The organism is Flavobacterium glaciei (genome assembly GCF_003350545.1).
Classification (GTDB): Bacteria; Bacteroidota; Bacteroidia; order Flavobacteriales; family Flavobacteriaceae; genus Flavobacterium; species Flavobacterium glaciei.
The window spans coordinates 99,936-117,707 of sequence record NZ_QQBA01000005.1 but is presented as its reverse complement, the minus strand read 5'-3'; the positions used below and the strand labels follow the sequence as shown (position 1 = coordinate 117,707).

14 protein-coding genes and 2 pseudogenes are annotated in these 17,772 nt (G+C 31.3%); 2 read left to right on the top strand and 14 right to left on the bottom strand.

Annotated elements, in window-relative coordinates; genetic code table 11:
• Positions 1-66: 66 nt before the first annotated feature.
• The 8 genes from fabV to DFR66_RS06305 form a co-directional block, all read right to left on the bottom strand.
• Positions 67-1,257: an enoyl-ACP reductase FabV gene (gene fabV, locus DFR66_RS06340; protein ID WP_114753999.1), complete on the bottom strand. Its 1,191-nt coding sequence runs from the start codon at positions 1,255-1,257 to the stop codon at positions 67-69.
• Positions 1,258-1,343: 86 nt separating this feature from the next.
• Complete coding sequence (gene recN, locus DFR66_RS06335) at positions 1,344-2,996, bottom strand: DNA repair protein RecN (RefSeq protein WP_114753998.1); 1,653 nt, start codon at positions 2,994-2,996, stop codon at positions 1,344-1,346.
• 53 nt (positions 2,997-3,049) lie between these two features.
• Positions 3,050-3,934, bottom strand: a complete 885-nt coding sequence (porD, locus tag DFR66_RS06330) for a type IX secretion system protein PorD (RefSeq protein WP_114753997.1) — start codon at positions 3,932-3,934, stop codon at positions 3,050-3,052.
• A 74-nt stretch (positions 3,935-4,008) separates the two neighbouring features.
• Positions 4,009-5,220 carry a bifunctional phosphopantothenoylcysteine decarboxylase/phosphopantothenate--cysteine ligase CoaBC gene (gene coaBC / locus DFR66_RS06325; RefSeq protein ID WP_114753996.1) on the bottom strand — a complete coding sequence of 404 codons (1,212 nt, stop codon included), beginning with the start codon at positions 5,218-5,220 and terminating at the stop codon, positions 4,009-4,011.
• A 9-nt stretch (positions 5,221-5,229) separates the two neighbouring features.
• Positions 5,230-5,547, bottom strand: a complete 318-nt coding sequence (locus DFR66_RS06320; RefSeq protein WP_026709525.1) for a DNA-directed RNA polymerase subunit omega — start codon at positions 5,545-5,547, stop codon at positions 5,230-5,232.
• Positions 5,548-5,555: 8 nt separating this feature from the next.
• Positions 5,556-6,350, bottom strand: a complete 795-nt coding sequence (locus tag DFR66_RS06315; protein ID WP_114753995.1) for an outer membrane protein assembly factor BamD — start codon at positions 6,348-6,350, stop codon at positions 5,556-5,558.
• Positions 6,351-6,478: 128 nt separating this feature from the next.
• Positions 6,479-7,366 (bottom strand): 4-hydroxy-tetrahydrodipicolinate synthase, encoded by an 888-nt coding sequence (gene dapA / locus DFR66_RS06310; protein WP_114753994.1) that lies wholly within the window; start codon positions 7,364-7,366, stop codon positions 6,479-6,481.
• A gap of 7 nt (positions 7,367-7,373) precedes the next feature.
• Entirely contained in the window at positions 7,374-7,892 is a 519-nt protein-coding gene (locus tag DFR66_RS06305) for a DUF6913 domain-containing protein (protein WP_114753993.1), read from the bottom strand.
• A gap of 47 nt (positions 7,893-7,939) precedes the next feature.
• Here DFR66_RS06305 and DFR66_RS06300 point away from each other — a divergent pair, with 47 nt between their 5' ends.
• Positions 7,940-8,719 carry a 5'-nucleotidase C-terminal domain-containing protein gene (locus DFR66_RS06300; RefSeq protein WP_114754078.1) on the top strand — a complete coding sequence of 260 codons (780 nt, stop codon included), beginning with the start codon at positions 7,940-7,942 and terminating at the stop codon, positions 8,717-8,719.
• 214 nt (positions 8,720-8,933) lie between these two features.
• A complete protein-coding gene (locus tag DFR66_RS06295; RefSeq protein ID WP_114753992.1) occupies positions 8,934-9,845 on the top strand; it encodes a bifunctional metallophosphatase/5'-nucleotidase in 912 nt (303 codons plus the stop codon).
• Positions 9,846-9,888: 43 nt separating this feature from the next.
• Here DFR66_RS06295 and DFR66_RS06290 read toward each other — a convergent pair whose 3' ends face one another.
• The 6 genes and pseudogenes from DFR66_RS06290 to DFR66_RS06270 form a co-directional block, all read right to left on the bottom strand.
• Complete coding sequence (locus DFR66_RS06290) at positions 9,889-10,575, bottom strand: hypothetical protein (protein WP_146841119.1); 687 nt, start codon at positions 10,573-10,575, stop codon at positions 9,889-9,891.
• A 13-nt stretch (positions 10,576-10,588) separates the two neighbouring features.
• A pseudogene (locus DFR66_RS14010) lies at positions 10,589-10,846 on the bottom strand (BRCT domain-containing protein); the annotation flags it as partial.
• Between the two features lie 156 nt (positions 10,847-11,002).
• Positions 11,003-11,461, bottom strand: a pseudogene (locus DFR66_RS14005) (exonuclease domain-containing protein); the annotation flags it as partial.
• Positions 11,458-13,899, bottom strand: a complete 2,442-nt coding sequence (gene ligA / locus DFR66_RS06280) for an NAD-dependent DNA ligase LigA (protein WP_114753989.1) — start codon at positions 13,897-13,899, stop codon at positions 11,458-11,460. The pseudogene DFR66_RS14005 and the gene ligA, both read right to left, overlap by 4 nt.
• Before the next feature lie 75 nt (positions 13,900-13,974).
• Complete coding sequence (locus DFR66_RS06275; RefSeq protein ID WP_114753988.1) at positions 13,975-14,448, bottom strand: DUF6495 family protein; 474 nt, start codon at positions 14,446-14,448, stop codon at positions 13,975-13,977.
• Positions 14,449-14,557: 109 nt separating this feature from the next.
• Positions 14,558-17,737: a TonB-dependent receptor gene (locus DFR66_RS06270; RefSeq protein ID WP_114753987.1), complete on the bottom strand. Its 3,180-nt coding sequence runs from the start codon at positions 17,735-17,737 to the stop codon at positions 14,558-14,560.
• Positions 17,738-17,772: the final 35 nt, after the last annotated feature.

Sequence of the window (17,772 nt, the reverse complement as noted above, 5' to 3'; positions counted from 1 at the left end):
TTATCCATAAAAAAACCATCAACTATTAATTGATGGTTTTATAAATATTTAATTCAGTAATTAGGATTATGCAATACTTTCGATGTTTACTACTTCGTTTGCATCCGCTTTATAATCTACACCTGATACGTCAAAACCAAATAGATTGTAAAAATCTTTTCTATATCCTTCTAAATCCCCAATTTCAGCTAAATTTTCAGTCATAGCTTCAATCCATAATTGAGCAACTTTTTCCTGAACGTCAGCACGCATTTCTAAATCGTCAATACGGATTCTTCCTTTTTCATCTACAGGAACTTCATTTCCGGTATACAATCTTTCTTGATACAAACGTTGAATTTGTTCTATACAACCTTCGTGAATTCCCTCTTCTTTCATTATTTTATACAACAAAGAGATATACAATGGAATAACAGGAATTGCAGAACTTGCTTGTGTAACTAGTGCTTTGTTCACAGAAACAAATGCTTTTCCATCAATGTCAGCTAAACTGTCAGTAATCGCAAATGCAGTCGCTTCAAGATGATCTTTTGCGCGACCTATTGTCCCTTTTCTATATACAGCTTCTGTTAATGATGGTCCAATGTAAGAATAAGCAACTGTTGTAGCTCCTGGAGCAAGAAGATTTTGGGCTTTTAAAGCATCAATCCACATAGCCCAATCTTCACCACCCATAACGGCTACAGTATTTTCAATATCATCACCACTGCATGGCTCGATGGATATTTCTGAAACTTTACCAGAATGAAAATCAACCGTTTTATTCGTAAAGGTACCTCCGATAGGTTTCAACGTAGAACGATGCAAAACACCAGTAACCGGATGCATACGAACAGGAGAAGCCAAGCTATAGATTATTAAGTCCACTTGACCTAAATCGGTTTTTATAAGTTCTAATGTTTGTTGTTTTACTTCATTAGAAAAAGCATCTCCATTGATACTTTTTGCATATAAACCCGCTTTATGAGCTTCCATTTCAAAAGCAGCTGAGTTATACCAACCCGGTGAAGCGGTTTTTCCTTCAGAAGGCGCTTTTTCAAAAAACACACCAATAGTTGCTGCATCAGAACCAAAAGCACTTGTAATTCTAGAGGCCAAACCAAAACCGGTTGAGGCTCCAATTACTAATACTTTTTTTGCACCGTCGATTGTCCCTTTTGATTTTATATATTCTATTTGATTTTTAACATTTTGCTCGCATCCTTTTGGGTGTGATGTCGTACAAATAAATCCTCTCATTCTTGGTTCGATAATCATATTTTTGGTTATTCGTTTATTTATTATTCAAATATTATTTTAAGCAATATCTATGTCTTAAAAGATGACAAATATAATTTAAAAAATCAGTTCAACAAGGCTTTAGCATGATTTAAGGCCGAATCAGAAACAACAGTTCCTGATAACATTTGCGCGATTTCAACAATCCTTTCATCATCATTTAAAAGCTTCAATTCAGACAGCGTGTCTTCACCAACAGTCGATTTAAACACTTTAAAATGTGCAATTCCTTTAGCAGCAATTTGTGGTAAATGGGTAATAGCAAAAATTTGCATATCCTGACTCATTTCTTTCATGATTTCACCCATTCTAATTGCAATTTCTCCAGAAACACCGGTGTCAATTTCATCAAAAATCAAAGTAGGTAGTTTTGAATATTGTGCTAAAATCGCCTTAACAGCAAGCATAATTCTAGACATTTCTCCACCAGAAGCCACTTTTTTCAATAAGCCAAAATCAGTTCCTTTATTAGCCGAGAATAAAAACTGAAGTTCATCTTTTCCATTTGAAAAATAGGTTTCAGTAGTCTTAATATCAATATTAAAACGAACATTTGGCATTCCCAAAGTTTCTAAAATGGCAATCAATTTTTGAGATAATACTGGAACAGCTTCCACTCTATTGTTATGGATTGCTTCCGAAAAAGCATTTAATTCAACTGTCTTCTGTTCAATAGAATCCGTCAGAACCACAATCTCATCTTCCATATTACCTAATTCTAAGACCGAATTCTCAAGATTAGTTTGAATTTCCAGTAGTTCATCAACAGATGAAACCTGGTGCTTCTTTTGCAAATTAAATAAAACCTGTAACTTTTGACTGACTAAATCTAACTGTTCTGGATCATTTATCAGTTTCTCTGAACAGCGGTTCAATTCATCTGAAATATCGTCAAACTCAATTGTCAAACTTGTAATCCTATCTAACAAAGTATGATATTCAGTCGAAAAAGAGGCGATTTTTTGTAATGAAATCTTAATTTCATTTAAATTATGTAAAACACCAATTTGTTCTTCATTGGCTATAGCCAAAGATTTATCGATAGCTTCTTTTATAATCTCAACATTATTTAGTTTTTCAAAATCAGCTTCAAGAGTTTCTTGTTCGCCTGATTTTAATTGCGCTGCAACTAATTCATCTAATAAAAAAGTGTTGTATTCCTGCTCTTTTTTAGATTCACTTTGTCTTTTCAACAGAGCATTTAATTTAGATTTATCCGATTTAAAGCTTTTTAAAATCGATTGATATTCCAAAATTGTTTCTTTATTATTGGCAATTGCATCAATAATATTGAACTGCACATTTTCATCTGAAAGTTCTTGTGTTTGCTGTTGCGAATGAATATCAATCAGGAACAAGCTCAGTTCTTGTAATTCCTGAAGGTTTACGGGACTGTCATTAATAAAAGCTCTTGATTTTCCCGAAGGAAGGATTTCACGTCTGATTATGGTATCATTCTCGTAATCTAAATCATTTGCCTCAAAAAAAGGAAGTAAATTGTACTTAGAAATTTCAAAATGAGCTTCAATAATACACTTATCTTCTTTGTTTTTTAAGGAAGTCAAGTCGGCTCTTTTTCCTAAAACCAGGCCTAATGCTCCTAAAATTATTGATTTACCCGCACCGGTTTCTCCAGTAATTGTTGAAAAACCTTTTGAAAAATCGATAGTCAATTTTTCTATTAAAGCATAGTTTTTTATCGAAAGTGACGTTATCATTTAATATGTTTATTTTTTTGGAAAAGTAAAATTAAGCAAAAATTGAAAGCCAATTAATATTTAATTGCTACCCATTTGCTAGAGTTCAAGGGAGAAATTTTATTCAGATTATCAACTAAATCTGAAATTATAATACTGGGACCACCCGAAAATATAGAAACTATTTCATCCGATTTAGCATCAAAAAAAACACGTGTTAAAAATGCGTTTGGTCTAGATGCGTTTAATTTAGCCAAATCAATTAATGATTCTTTTACTTTTTCTTTAGAGCCTTTTAAATCTTTATTCATCAGATCCAAACCTATATGGTAATCAAGCATAGTTTGTCGTACTTGTTTGAAAGCTGGAGATAAAATATCGTTTATCAAAAAGTAGCGATTTTGGTTTCCATCAGCTTGACTCCATCCTTTAAAACCACCTTGTTGAGCGACATTAGAAATGTTTTGAGCTATATCAAAATAAGAATTTCCAGACTCAGCAACAAAAGTATCTGCATCCATCCCTAAAATCATATAACTGTAAAAAGCCAATACAGAAACTAAATTAGAATCGAAAGTAGTGGGACTAAAAATCAAATTTTCAAACTCTGTATATCTAAAACTAAAGTCTTTATCATTATAATTTAGTATTGGAGAAGAATAAGAAGAATTAAATATAGGCCTAGAAGATTGAACTTGAATGGTTGCTGTAAATTGATCTGAGTTGTTCGAGGAAACAGTAATATACATCGAGCAATTAATTTTCTCATTTTGTTTAAGCGTTTGTCCAGTCCAATCTGTTTTATTTACAAACTCACTAATAGAAGTTTGTAATGATTTGAAAACTTGCTGATTTGTAACACTCAATTTTTGTGAATCAACAGTAACCGTACAGTTTAATTGTTGTGCTTGCGTAAGCCCAAAAGAAAAAAGCAGAAAAAAAACAACTATTTTATTCATCTGAAGATTTTTATTATTTCTTAACGGTTAATTACAGTTCAAACACCACTATTACTGAGTATTAATCTGCAACCCTATTTCATAAAATGTACTTTTACCTTTTCTAGAATATCATCAGCAACCGCTTCCTTTGATTTTAATTCCATTGGCTCAATATTAAGGTATTTATCGATAAAAGTTACCTTATTAGTAGCTGTACCAAAACCAGCACCCGTATCTTGAAGCGAATTTAAAACAATCAAATCTAAGTTTTTTTTCTGAATTTTCAAGGTCGCATTTTCAATTTCATTTTCTGTTTCTAAAGCAAAACCTATCAAAAACTGATTATTTTTTTTATCACCCAAAGAAGCCAAAATATCCTTCGTTTTTTCGAGCTCAATTGTAAAATGATCCGCAGCTTTTTTTATTTTTTGATTTGCAAAATTTTTAGGTTTATAATCTGCAACAGCAGCTGCTGCAATAGCAACATCTACATCTGGATAAAACTGATGACAAGCCATGTACATTTCTTCTGCAGATACAACAGGAATCACTTTAATTAATGGATTAGAAACTTTACAATTTGTAGGTCCCGATACCAAAATCACCGAAGCTCCCATTTTTGCGGCACTAATCGCGATATCAAAACCCATTTTTCCCGAAGAATGATTTCCTATAAAACGCACAGGATCTATAGCTTCGTATGTAGGACCGGCAGTAATTAATATTTTTTTTCCTTTAAGCGGCAATTTACTATTTAAATCAGCTTCAATAAAAGCAATAATATTTTCAGGTTCAGCCATTCTTCCTTCACCAGATAATCCGCTTGCTAATTCACCTCTTTCCGCAGGAATTTTGACATTGCCAAATTTAGACAAAGAGGAGAAATTAGCAATAGAAGAAGAATGTTTGTACATATCTAAATCCATTGCAGGAGCAAAATACACCGGACATTTAGCTGATAAATAGGCTGCAATCAAAAGGTTATCACAAGTTCCGTTTGCCATTTTAGACAAAGTATTTGCAGTAGCTGGAGCAATAACCATCAAATCAGCCCAAAGAGCTAACTCAACGTGATTATTCCATTTTTCATTTTCATCGTCTTGATTATAAAAACTGGAATGAACAGGATTTTTAGATAAAGTAGATAACGTAAGAGGAGTTACAAAATCCTTAGAAGCAGGTGTCATTATCACTTGGACATGTGCACCTGCTTTTATGAAAAGTCGAACTAATGTTGCTGTTTTATAGGCTGCAATTCCACCAGAAACTCCAAGTAGAATTTTCTTACCGCTTAAAACTGACATAGTAAACGATTATTTATTTGAATCTCTGTGGTAAATTTTACCATCTAACCATTCTTGAACTGCTAAAGCATGTGGCTTAGGTAGTTTTTCGTAAAATTTTGAAACCTCTATTTGTTCTTTGTTTTCAAAAACTTCTTCAAGACTGTCATTATAAGTAGCAAATTCTTCCAATTTCTCTGTCAATTCTTTTTTAATTTCAGAATTGATTTGGTTTGCTCTTTTAGCCATAATGGTTATCGCTTCATACACATTACCAGTAGGTTCTTCAATAACAGTTTTGTTGTATGTTATTGTATTTACTGGAGCATTCGTCTTTTTTAAATCCATGACTTTATTTATTTAGTAAATTTTTGTAAATCTTTATCTATTCGTGCTAACATTTCGTCTGCAACTTGTTTGTATTTAGTATCTGCTTTAAACTTAATTAAATTCATTTGTGCTGCTTTAGCAACATTTAATCGTTCTTCCATTTTTGCTGGAATACTATTAATTGCTAATTGATAGGCTGAATCTAACTTGTAAAATAAAGCGTCTTCTTTCAATGGAGTTCCTGGATAATCTGCTACAAAATTATCTAATGCAACAATCGCTGATTTGAAATCAGAAATAGTATTGTATCCTTTAGCATTTTCATAAACCTTTTGTTCTATTTTCTCGCTAAGCAGTTTCACAGTAGCATTAGCCTCTGACAAAAATTCTGAATTAGGATAATTATCAATAAATGTTTGTAATTTATCTAAAGCTTTATTAGTGTCTGTTTGATCTAAACTATAAACTGGTGACAACATAGAATAGCTTTTTGCTCCTAAATATGCTGCTTCTTCTAGTTTATCACTTTTTGGATAACCAGAAACAAAACTTTCAAATTGATACCCTGCTAGGTAATATTGCTTTGTTTTATAATAGGATTGAGAAAACATATAAAATAATTTCTCTGCTTGAGGTTTCCCTCTATACGCCGGAGCAATTTGTTCAAAAATACGAATCGCTTTGGAGTATTTTCCTTCATCGTATAATTTAGTCGCCATTTCAAATTTAACAGCGACATCTTCGGTTTTTAATGCTTTTTGATATTCGCTACAAGAACTGATTAGAGCGACTAGAAGCAATAGAGATATTATTTTTTTCATTTTTTTACTTTTTTTATGATTTTTTGGCAGAAACTACCCATAAAATCATACCGAAGTTTCGGTGGCAAATTTAGTTATTAATTTAGCGACTTCAAAATATATTTTTTGATTAAAAAAAGACACTTATTTTAACCTTGTTTATTCACTTTTTTGACAAATTGATCAATTCTTTCTGCTAACGAATTATCTACATTTACTAATGGCAAACGTACGGTGTTTTCTGAAATTCCCAGTGATAGAAACACTTGTTTGATTCCTGCTGGATTTCCCTGCTCAAAAATCATGTCAATACAGTCTGCTAAAAAATAATGAGATTTAAATGCCTCATCCACTTTACGATTCAATCCTAATCGAATCATTTCTGAAAATTCTTTGGGAAAACCTTGCCCAATAACAGATATCACACCTGATCCACCTGCCAAAACCATTGGCAAAGCAATCATATCATCACCTGAAATTACCAAAAAGTCCTTCGGCTTATTTTTTAGCAATTGCATTGCTTGAACTAGATCTCCTGCAGCTTCTTTGATAGCCACTACATTTTCAAAATCATTAGCCAAACGCAAAACAGTTGAAGGCAACATATTACTTGCCGTTCTTCCGGGAACGTTGTATAAAATTACTGGAATTGGCGAAGCTTCAGCAACAGCCTTAAAGTGTTGATAAATTCCTTCCTGAGTTGGTTTGTTGTAATAAGGAGACACCGAAAGTATAGCAGCAAAAGCTGACAAATCTCTTGTTTTTAACTCATCAACAACTTTTGCGGTATTATTACCACCTACCCCTAACACTAATGGCAAAGCACCATTATTAGCTTCAATTACGGTGCGAATAACTAATTCTTTTTCTTCTGGAGACAATGTTGCATTTTCTGCAGTTGTCCCTAAAACTACAAGATATTCAATTCCTCCATCGATTGAAAAATTTACAATTCTTGTTAATGCTTCGGTGTCAATTGAAAAATCTTCTTTAAACGGGGTTACAAGAGCAACACCAGTACCTATTAATGATTGCATATTAGATTTATATTTTGTTTAATATTTTTAAATATTTAAATAACTCACTTACAAAAAGTGTATAATTATCGACATCTGTTTTAATCATAAGATGATTTAATCTTTTGTCAATTGATGAAAAACCAACTTTGAATTGCGCTTTTGAATCATAAGTGATTTTTAACAAAACTGCTTTTTCTATGTCGTAATAACTGATTAACAAATCAAATTTTTCATTGATAAAATGAATCAAATCAGGAGAAGAAACTTCACCATTCCATTTTAAAACTCCAAAATTAAATACAGAATACTCTCTCTCTAAAGTTTTCTTAAATTTATCACCATAAACAATTACCGTAATGTTTTCTGGTAAAATTCCATTTGCTTTTAACAGCTCAACCAATAATTCCGTATCGGCAAAACGACTGCTATCAACCAGTAAACCAATAGTTTTTACAACATTAACTGACTCAATGATTTTTAAATTTTGAAAGCTTTTTTTTAATGTTTTTTTTACAAAAAAATCCTTTATATGATTTAAAAACATATTACTTTTACTTGATTACAAAATTAATTAATAAAGTCGCATTTAAAATGGTAAATCTAAAAAAGTATAACGATGTTTCTAAACTTTTTGTTATATTCTTAACATTTTTTTTTATTGCATCCTGTAGCAAACAAAATTATTACATCACTAAGATAGAAGGCAAGCGAATTCCTGTTACCGAAAAGCAAATTCAAGTCCCTCAAATTGAAAATTTTATTAAACCGTACAGAGAACACATTAATAAAGATTTAGACAGTGTATTAGCTTATTGCCCGGAAACATTAGATAAAAGCTCTGGTAAATGGCAAACTACAATTGGTAATTTAATGGCAGATGTTACATTAAGTAGAGGAAACATAGTGTTTCAAGCCAGAGAAAAAAAGAATATTGATATTTGTTTGCTCAATAGCGGAGGGATTCGTTCCATACTTCCAAAAGGAAATATTACTGCCCGAACAGCTTTTGAAATTATGCCTTTTGAAAATAGTTTAGTTGTCATAGCGTTAAGAGGTGAACAAATTCTTGAAATGGTCGACTTTTTTATTGCTGAAAAAAAACCGCATCCATTAGCCGGAGTAACCTTTACAATTGATAAAAATAATGTTGCTAAAAACATATTAGTTCAAGGAAAACTTGTTCAAAAAGAGGCAATTTACTACGTAGGGACCAATGATTATTTATCAAACGGTGGAGATAATATGATTTTCTTTAAAAAAGGTGTTCAGAAATTTGATTTAGAGTATAAGTTACGAAATATTCTTATTGATTATTTTAAAGAAGTGGATACCATTCCTGTCATAAAAGACGTAAGAATTACTGTGGAATAAAAATGAGTATACAGAATTCAGTGTCAGTATTTATTTTTAAATAAACAAAAAGTAATTTTGATAATATAAAGCCCTAGCCCCAATTACTTCACCTAACTTTTATTCTCATAGGAGTTCAGTGAATTACATTTGAAGTTAAATTTCTTTTTTATCGTTTTTTAACGATTAAAAAAAATGTAGCTAAAAGCGGGAAGTAGCCCCAAAAAAATATAAAATGAAAAGAAGAGAATTTATAGAAAAAACAGCTGCTGGTTCAGCTTTATTGAGTTTAGGTGTGTCATTGAGTAGTTTTGAGACCTCTAAAACTAACCATTTAACGGTTTTACACACGAATGATGTTCACAGTTACATAGACCCTTTTCCTGCAGATCATCCAAGAAATGCAAATATGGGTGGCGTGGCACGAAGAGCAGCATTGATTGAAACAATCAGAAAGGAAAATCCAAATGTTTTGTTGCTCGATGCAGGTGATATTTTTCAAGGAACACCCTATTTTAATTATTATGGAGGCGAATTAGAGTTCAAATTGATGAGTATGATGCAATATGATGCGTCTACAATAGGAAACCATGATTTTGATAACGGTGTTGAAGGTTTACATGTTCAGATGCCACATGCAAAGTTTGAGTTCTTATCAGCCAATTATGATTTTAAAAATACTGTGATGGATGGTTTTGTGAAGCCGTATAAAATTTTCAACAAAAATGGTATTAAAGTAGGTGTATTTGGGATTGGAATAGAGCTTGCAGGTCTGGTTGATAAGGGTATGTATAAAGAAACAGTTTATAATGACCCGCTAGAAACAACTCAAGATATGGTCCGTATTTTAAAGAAAGAGAAACAATGTGATATCGTAATTTGTTTGTCGCATTTAGGATACAAATATAGAGACGAGCCTAATAAGATTTGTGATTTAAAATTAGCTGAACAGACTCAAGACATTGACTTGATCATTGGTGGTCATACCCATACTTTTCTGGACAAACCTACAATTGTGAAGAATCTTTTGGGAAAAGAAGTTTTAGTAAATCAAGTAGGTTGCTATGGGATTAACTTAGGAAGAATTGACTTTTATGTAGACAATAATAAGGCAAAAGATTATGAAGGAAAATCGATTATAGTGTAGCTATAATCGATTTTTTTTATTTAAAACATACCTCAATAATTATTTATTCTATATCTTCTTTTGTTGCAGCATTTATCCTTTCTGTGTCAATCACAAATTTAAAAAAAGCAAAATAACTCGTTACATATAAAATCATTCCCAATGGTCTAAAGAATGTTTGTGGCAAATTATTTAAAAAAAGTTTCTCGATAAAAACGGTAAAATATAATGCTACAGATAGTACTCCAAATATGGATAGCCAAGGAGTGTTAGTATCTTCATTCATAAAATAATTAGACAAAATAACTCCCCCAAGAATGGATACTAATATATTTTGGACTAACAAAGCGTAATAACTCCCTTCTGGAATCCCATCCGTAATAGACAAGAAATATGAAAATACAAACAAAAAAGGAATTATAGCTATTATTACCGGTTTAAAATCTTTAACCTTATTTAGCTTTATAATATAAACAATAAGGGATATTCTGTGTAATATAATCCCCGCCATTCCCATTATTAAAAAAAATTGAGACTCCGATATAATAAATATACTTGTTAGCAACAAAAAAAAAGTAGTTATAAAAAAAAGAATATTTCTTTCCTTAGAAGTTATCCAATAAAGACATAAAATTAAGAACGCAATCAAAGGTCGATATGCTAACAAAATTATTTTATAGGAAAATAATTCTGCCAGAACTCCAATAATTGAAATTGAAAAAATCAACCCTATGAGTGTCTTTTCAGTCAAAAAATTATATTTCTTACTCTGTAACTGCATTAGTTTTAGTAATTAAATTGATAAAATCATCTTCGGAAATTATCGAAATATTAAGCTTATTGGCTTTATCAAGTTTGGCAGGACCCATATTATCACCAGCAATGACATAATCAGTCTTTGCCGAAATAGAACTACCCACTTTTCCTCCATTATCTTCGATCGCTTTTTTCAAATCGTCTCTAGAAAATTTCTCAAACACTCCTGAAACTACAAATGTTTTGCCCAAAAGTTTATCTGTAGCATTCCAAACATATGATTTTTTTATAATCTTACTATTATCGTTTATTTGCAAATATTGTTTATAGTTACGAACTTCACTTCTTAATGATTTTATGGAGTTTAGAGGTCTACTTACTTTATTATTGAAATCATCAAACATTTCAATAAAAATTTTCCCACAAACGAAAGCATCTTCTAAAGCATTATGATAATCTTCTTGCTTGATATTAAAATATTTAGCTAATGTAGATAATTTATAATTTTCAATATCCAAAACACTTTTTGCTATATTTAAAGTGCAATAAGAATCAAAATTAGGCTTGTGAATTCTATAATGATTTAAGGTTTTTTCTAAAACTGTAATATCTGTTGAAGAATTATGTGCAATTATTACTCGATCAACAAAAAAATGTTCAATTTCGTCCCATATTTGATCAAATTCTCTTTCATTAAAAACATCTTCAAGATGAATACCATTTATTCTTGAATTAATTGGATTAAATTTTAAATCGATTGGTTTAATTAATGAGTAAAATTCATTTACTACTTTTCCATCAATAAATTCAACAATACCTATTGAACACGGAATGTGCCCATACGATGTTTCGAAATCAATTGCTACAAAATTATTTTTCATTTTATCAAATCATAAAATTCATATTCTGAAATCATCTTAACATTGTCCTTTGTAGCTTTTTCTTTCTTCGCAGGTCCCATATTTTCACCAACAATTAAATATGAAGTACTTTTTGAGAGTGAACCAACATTCTTACCGCCATTATCTTCTATAATTTTCTTAAGTTCATCTCTTTCAACATCAAAGGTTCCTGAAATAACAAATGTCAAACCTTCCAATTTATTAGATGATAATTCTTTCTCTTCAACATGAAAAGTCAATCCGCAACTTTTTAATCTATTAATTATTTCTAGATTATGATTATTTGCAAAGAAACCAATAATATTTTTTGCTGTACTAACACCCACATCTCTAATTGCGGTTAATTCTTCAAAAGAAGCTGCAATTAAATTATCAATGTTTTTAAAATGTGAAGCTAAATTTTTTGCTCCCACTTCCCCAACATCATTAATACCAATTGCAAAAAGAACTTTTTCAAAAGGTATTTTTTTAGAGTTTTCAATTGACTCAATAATAATCTTAGCCGATTGTTCTTTTATGCCAACCCTATTTCTATCAGCAATACTGGCAACAAAAGCTTCAAATTTCTTATCCTTTTTTAAGTTTTCATTACTTAACAAATTATCAATATAATTCAAATCATTTAATGATGATTGCATAAAAATATCTTTTAAGAAATAATCCTTGAATTTTAAATCCAATAAATAATTTAAGGATATGTAATGATCAAAAGAATAATAAATACTTTCATTAATGAAGATAATTGATGCTGAAAATTTTTCACAGAAAATTTTAAACTTCTTCAAATCTATTCCTAACTCCAAAACATTTAAATTAAAAACATCAGTTATTTTTATAATTTCTTTTGCAATTTTTTCACATTCAACTAAAGTTAAATTACCCCAATTTTTTGATAGTCCAAAAATTGCTTTGTCTAATTTAACTTGAAGCTGATTATGATTTTTTAATCCTGATTCATCGTTGTCCAACCATTTCTCTAAGCCAAAAATATGCTCAAATCTCAAAAAATATAAGTCCGAATAATCAATGATTTTTTTATTGAAATATAACAAATCTATTGTACCCCCGCCCAAACTATCTATGTTCATAGCTTTTTTACTGACGAAATGTTTTATCCTTCCTATTATCTGCGGCGGACAACCATAAAAATTTGGACAATAATGATTCGCTTCACCCTCAGATCTGACTAATTCTGTATTGCATTCCGGACAATGTGAAATATATTTTGTTGGTTCTGAATGTTCGGGACGCATACTGAAATCCACAGCAATAATCTTAGGAATTATCTCTCCTCCTTTTTCTACAAATACAGTATCTCCTACACGGATATCTAATTTATCTATTTGATCAGAGTTATGTAAGGAAGCCCGTTTTACAATGGTTCCTGCCAGTTGCACTGGTTCTAAATTAGCAACAGGCGTTATAGAACCTGTTCGTCCTACTTGGTATGAAATAGAATTTAATTTTGTTGAAACTTGTTCTGATTTGAATTTATATGCAATTGCCCAGCGAGGTGATTTAGCAGTAAATCCCAACTCTTCTTGTTGGTGAAATGAATTTACTTTAACCACGACACCATCCGTTTCGTAAGGAAGATCATGCCTATGAATATCCCAATAATCTATAAACTCAAAAACTTCGTTTAAACTGCTAGCTAAAGTTGTTTCTTTTGGAGCTTTAAATCCCCATTTTCTTGCAGTTTCTAAACCTTCAAATTGTGTTTTGAAAGGAAGATTATTTCCAATTAAAAAATACAACAAACAATCTAAAGGTCGTTTTGCTACTTCTGCGCTATCCTGTAGCTTTAAACTACCTGAAGCTGTATTTCTAGGATTTGAATACGGTGTTTCACCAATTTCAATTAATTCTTGGTTCATTTTTTCGAAACCAATAAAAGGTAAAATGATTTCACCACGGATATCAAATTTAGGCGGAAAATTACCTTTTAATTTTAATGGAATTGATTTTATGGTTTTAATATTATTAGTCACATCATCCCCTTGAAAACCATCACCACGAGTTACAGCACGTTTTAGAATTCCATTTTCATACGTAATGCTGATAGAAGCACCATCATATTTTAGTTCGCAAGTATACTCTAAGGGAACATTACCTAGAACTTTCTGAATGCGCTTCTCCCAATCAATTAATTCTTCCTTGGAATAGGAGTTATCTAGGGAATACATTCGGTGTTCGTGAGTAACCGTTTGAAAATTTTTGGTTATCGTTCCACCTACACGTTGGGTTGGAGAACTTTCGTCAAAGTATTCCGGATTTTGAATTTCAAGCTCTTGAAGTTGCTTTAATTTCACATCAAATTCATAATCAGAAATTATTGGTTTATCTAACACATAGTAATTATAATTGTGTTGATTTAATTCTTCCCTTAATTTTTGAATCGTATTTTGAATATCCATAGAAAATAAAAATTGGCTATTTTAGTTTTGAAAAAGTTTACTAAAATAACCAATTTAAAAGAAATAGCAATATAATTATGACGCTATAATTGTATTTATTTGCTGGTATAAAAGTCCATCACTTAAAAAAGAACCTTGTTGAATCAATTCAAAAATAGAAGTATTACGGTCTTCTGTAAACTCTTTTTTTCCAACTTTCATTTCAATGGTATCTGTAAACATATTATCGCTAAGCCATTGCAATCCATCTTTAGTCAAAAAATCAACTTCAGGAACTAAGGATTTCAAAACTATTGATTGAACATAAGTATCAAAACAATGAAAAAGGAATATATGATTTTTAGAAAAATGTTCTAAATACGTTGCTTTAGACAGAACACCTTCCCAAATTAAATCAGAAAAAACATCTAGTTCTTGTTCAGCAACCTCTGGTTTTTCAGCTTTTATTTTATCCCACTCCGCTCTATCAATTGCCTGAGTTGCTAAAAAAGTACTGAATTCCTGATTTAATTCTTCAAATTGCTCTTTTGTTAATCTTGAGTATTTCATTATTGTATTTTAATGTTTAACTATTGTTTTAACTTTCTTTTTTTAAATTTAAATGTAAAAAAATGCCCTCTCAAATGAGAGGGCAAATTTAATGTATTTTTATCTTTTTTTAGAAAATATATCTAACTCCAAACTGTGCTTGCCATCTTGACAATAAACTTGCATCATAATTGAAGGTTTTAGTTTGAGTTCCATTAAAAGTGTATGTTGGTATTTTAGTAGTTTGATTTACTGAAACCCCAATTGGCTGAACGCTTGTTGGTACTTGCACTAATCCCCAATCAGAATTAATCAAATTTCCAAAATTCAATACATCAATACTAAATTGAATTGTATTTATTTTAGTAGAAGCAGAAGAAACTTTAAAGTTATAATCTTGCATTACTTTAAGATCCCATTTTCCTCTCCATGGAGATAAAGCACCGTAACGTTCTGCATACTGACCTCTTCTTTCATTTAAATAATCATCTTGACTGATAAATGCATCAAAAGCAGCTCCTTGTCCAACTCCAGAAAAAGCCATAGAACTAATCTCTGCAGTAGTTGGGATGTAAATCAAATCATTTGCCCCAGATCCGTCATTATTGATGTCTCCACCATAAATATAGTTAAAACGTCCTCCTTGAGCATATTCAAAGAAAGTAGATATTGTAGTCGCCCATTTGTCATTACCATATTTCCATTTTTTTGAACCTACACCAATAAAACGGTGTGTATCTCCATATTTTGAATTGGATAAAACAGCATTATTTACATTTCCTAAAGCTGGATTAAATGCAAAAGCATCACCTGTAATTTCAGCTTCAATTGAATTCACATCTTGAGATTTCAAATAGTTATAGGCTACACTAGCGAACAATCCATTATCAAAAGTCTTTTGTACTTTCACAGAAGAGTTAAATGCACTTCCTTTGTCAGAATTAGTCATTACATACGCATTGTTACTTTGCTTATCTGTAGCATTCTCATAAACCAACCTGTTATCTACACCCGCAAGAGTTCCTGAAGGAGTTCTTATACCCCAGTTTTGTACATGAACGCCATTGATGTCTTTGTTGTAAGACATATCAACAGTAACAATATAGTTGTTTTCAAACTTGTGATCTAATCCTAAACTTGTTCTCCATACTTGTGGCCATTTATAATCAGGATCCATAATTTGAAAAAAGCCATCATCAGCTCCACTCACTTGATTTCCTAACCAAACAAAAGGGATTCTTCCAGTAAAAATACCAGTACCTCCGCGTAATTGCGTTGTTTTGTTTCCATTAACATCCCAGTTAAACCCAAGTCTTGGAGACCAAAGCAATTTATCACTAGGTAATTTAGTTGATATCAAAGGAACTTGGTTACCAGTTTCCGGATCAAAATACTGCGTAGCATTATTCCTAGTAGAACCATTTTCAGTATCGATATACTTCTGAATCAAATCAGCTGTATTAAAATACAAAGGTTTATCAGCTCTTAAACCAAATGAAAATTTAAAATTATCATTTACACTCCAGTCATCCTGCATGTAAAATGCAAGTTGACCTACATTAAGTTCTGATAATTTCCATCCATTATCTTCCCCTACTGTGAAAGTATTCTTAGTAGCAAATTGATTTTGAGCAAAAGCTAAATTTTGTGCAATTATACTTGTTGCAAAAGGTCTAGCAGCATCAGCCAAAAATGCCGATACATTTGAATATGGTGTATAAAAAGTTCCAGCATAACCATTAGGATTTCCAAAATTGTCATATCCAGCTAGGTTAAATGAATTTTGAAATTGAAATTTTTCAAATGAACCACCAAAAGTAAAAGAGTGATTCCCTACTGTATAATTTAAGTTATCTGTAATTTGAAAAACTTTTTGATCTAATGTATTATTAATAGAAAATGGCTCGTGACCTGCGATGATATAATTTGAACCTGCTCCGTCTTGAATGTTGATTACGGGTGCTGGTGAAGAAAAAGGATTTCTAAAATCATCAAAATGTGTATAACCAGCCTGAAGTTTATTAGATACTTTTTCATTAATCTTAGAGTTTAACTCTAATAAGAATGAACTCAATTTATTATTGATTTGATATCCAGAATTTTGAAATTGTAAAATTGAAGCATTTGGACCTCTAAATCCTAATGCTGATGGGTGAGCTGGCTTATCTTTGGAAGCATCCAAAAAGTTATAAATAACAGCTAATTTATTATTATCATCGATATTCCAATCTAATTTTACAATCCCCTTTCTTGAGTTTGAATTATGTGTAAAACCTTGATAAGCACCTGTGTTATATCCTAAAGAAGACAACGCATTTGAAACATTAATCAAATCTGTCTCTAATACTCTAGATTCATTAACACCTGTTACAGCATCTCCGTTGTTAGCAATAAAATTTGACCCTAAATCGCTTCTTTCGTCAATCTCAAAATTGGTAAAAAAGAATAATTTATTTTTAATAATTGGTCCACCTATACTAAAACCAGCTTGAGTTTGCTCTAATGAAGGAACAAAAATCTTTTCACCTTTAATTTTACTTCCGGTCATATCTTGGTTTCTAAAGAAGCCATAAGCAGTACCATGAAATTCATTTGTTCCTGACTTTGTAACTGCATTCACTGATGCTCCTGTAAAACCTGATAAAGTAACATCATAAGGAGCGGTAGCCACTTGGATTTGCTCAATCGCATCTAATGAAATTGGCTGAGCTCCAGTTTGTCCACCCGGAGTTGCAGCATCTAAACCAAAAGGATTATTAAACACAGCTCCATTCAAAGAGAAATTATTAAACTTCTCATTTCTACCACCAAAAGAACCACCACTTGCAGTAGGCTCTAGTCTGGTGAAATCTGAAGCTGATCTTGATATTGACGGTAATGAAGTCAATTCTCTACGACCAATAGTTGTTTCAGCACCAGTTCTTCCGCTAGAAAAAACTTTATTCTTTGCACCAGTAACTTTAACTTCATCTAATTTCTGGCTTTCATCTTTTAAAAGAACATCAAGACTGAAAACTTTCCCTAAATCAAGATAAACATCATTGAATTCTTCACTTTGATAACCAACGAAGGTTACCACAATTTTGTAAGGTCCACCAATTCTCATATTCAAGATATTAAATCTTCCATCTTCATTCGATAAAGATGAATACTTAGATCCTGTTGGAGTATGAATTGCTAAAACTGTAGCTCCAGGAAGTGTTTCATTGTTTGAACTTTTAACAATTCCTTTAATACTAGACGTAGTCGTTTGCCCAATGACTGAGTAAAAACTACCTAAGATTAGTAATAATGTAAAAAATTTTTTCATTTGTTTGAATATGTGTTATTTGTGGCGCGAAATTA

What these genes read in the sequence shown, in the direction of transcription:
- DFR66_RS06300 (WP_114754078.1), top strand. Translation starts at nt 7,940, where the DNA reads ATGGTAAATCTAAAAAAGTATAACGATGTTTCTAAACTTTTTGTTATA.
- DFR66_RS06295 (WP_114753992.1), top strand. Translation starts at nt 8,934, where the DNA reads ATGAAAAGAAGAGAATTTATAGAAAAAACAGCTGCTGGTTCAGCTTTA.
- DFR66_RS06305 (WP_114753993.1), bottom strand. Translation starts at nt 7,892, where the DNA reads ATGTTTTTAAATCATATAAAGGATTTTTTTGTAAAAAAAACATTAAAA.
- dapA (WP_114753994.1), bottom strand. Translation starts at nt 7,366, where the DNA reads ATGCAATCATTAATAGGTACTGGTGTTGCTCTTGTAACCCCGTTTAAA.
- recN (WP_114753998.1), bottom strand. Translation starts at nt 2,996, where the DNA reads ATGATAACGTCACTTTCGATAAAAAACTATGCTTTAATAGAAAAATTG.
- fabV (WP_114753999.1), bottom strand. Translation starts at nt 1,257, where the DNA reads ATGATTATCGAACCAAGAATGAGAGGATTTATTTGTACGACATCACAC.
- DFR66_RS06275 (WP_114753988.1), bottom strand. Translation starts at nt 14,448, where the DNA reads ATGAAATACTCAAGATTAACAAAAGAGCAATTTGAAGAATTAAATCAG.
- ligA (WP_114753989.1), bottom strand. Translation starts at nt 13,899, where the DNA reads ATGGATATTCAAAATACGATTCAAAAATTAAGGGAAGAATTAAATCAA.
- DFR66_RS06270 (WP_114753987.1), bottom strand. Translation starts at nt 17,737, where the DNA reads ATGAAAAAATTTTTTACATTATTACTAATCTTAGGTAGTTTTTACTCA.
- DFR66_RS06315 (WP_114753995.1), bottom strand. Translation starts at nt 6,350, where the DNA reads ATGAAAAAAATAATATCTCTATTGCTTCTAGTCGCTCTAATCAGTTCT.
- DFR66_RS06320 (WP_026709525.1), bottom strand. Translation starts at nt 5,547, where the DNA reads ATGGATTTAAAAAAGACGAATGCTCCAGTAAATACAATAACATACAAC.
- coaBC (WP_114753996.1), bottom strand. Translation starts at nt 5,220, where the DNA reads ATGTCAGTTTTAAGCGGTAAGAAAATTCTACTTGGAGTTTCTGGTGGA.
- porD (WP_114753997.1), bottom strand. Translation starts at nt 3,934, where the DNA reads ATGAATAAAATAGTTGTTTTTTTTCTGCTTTTTTCTTTTGGGCTTACG.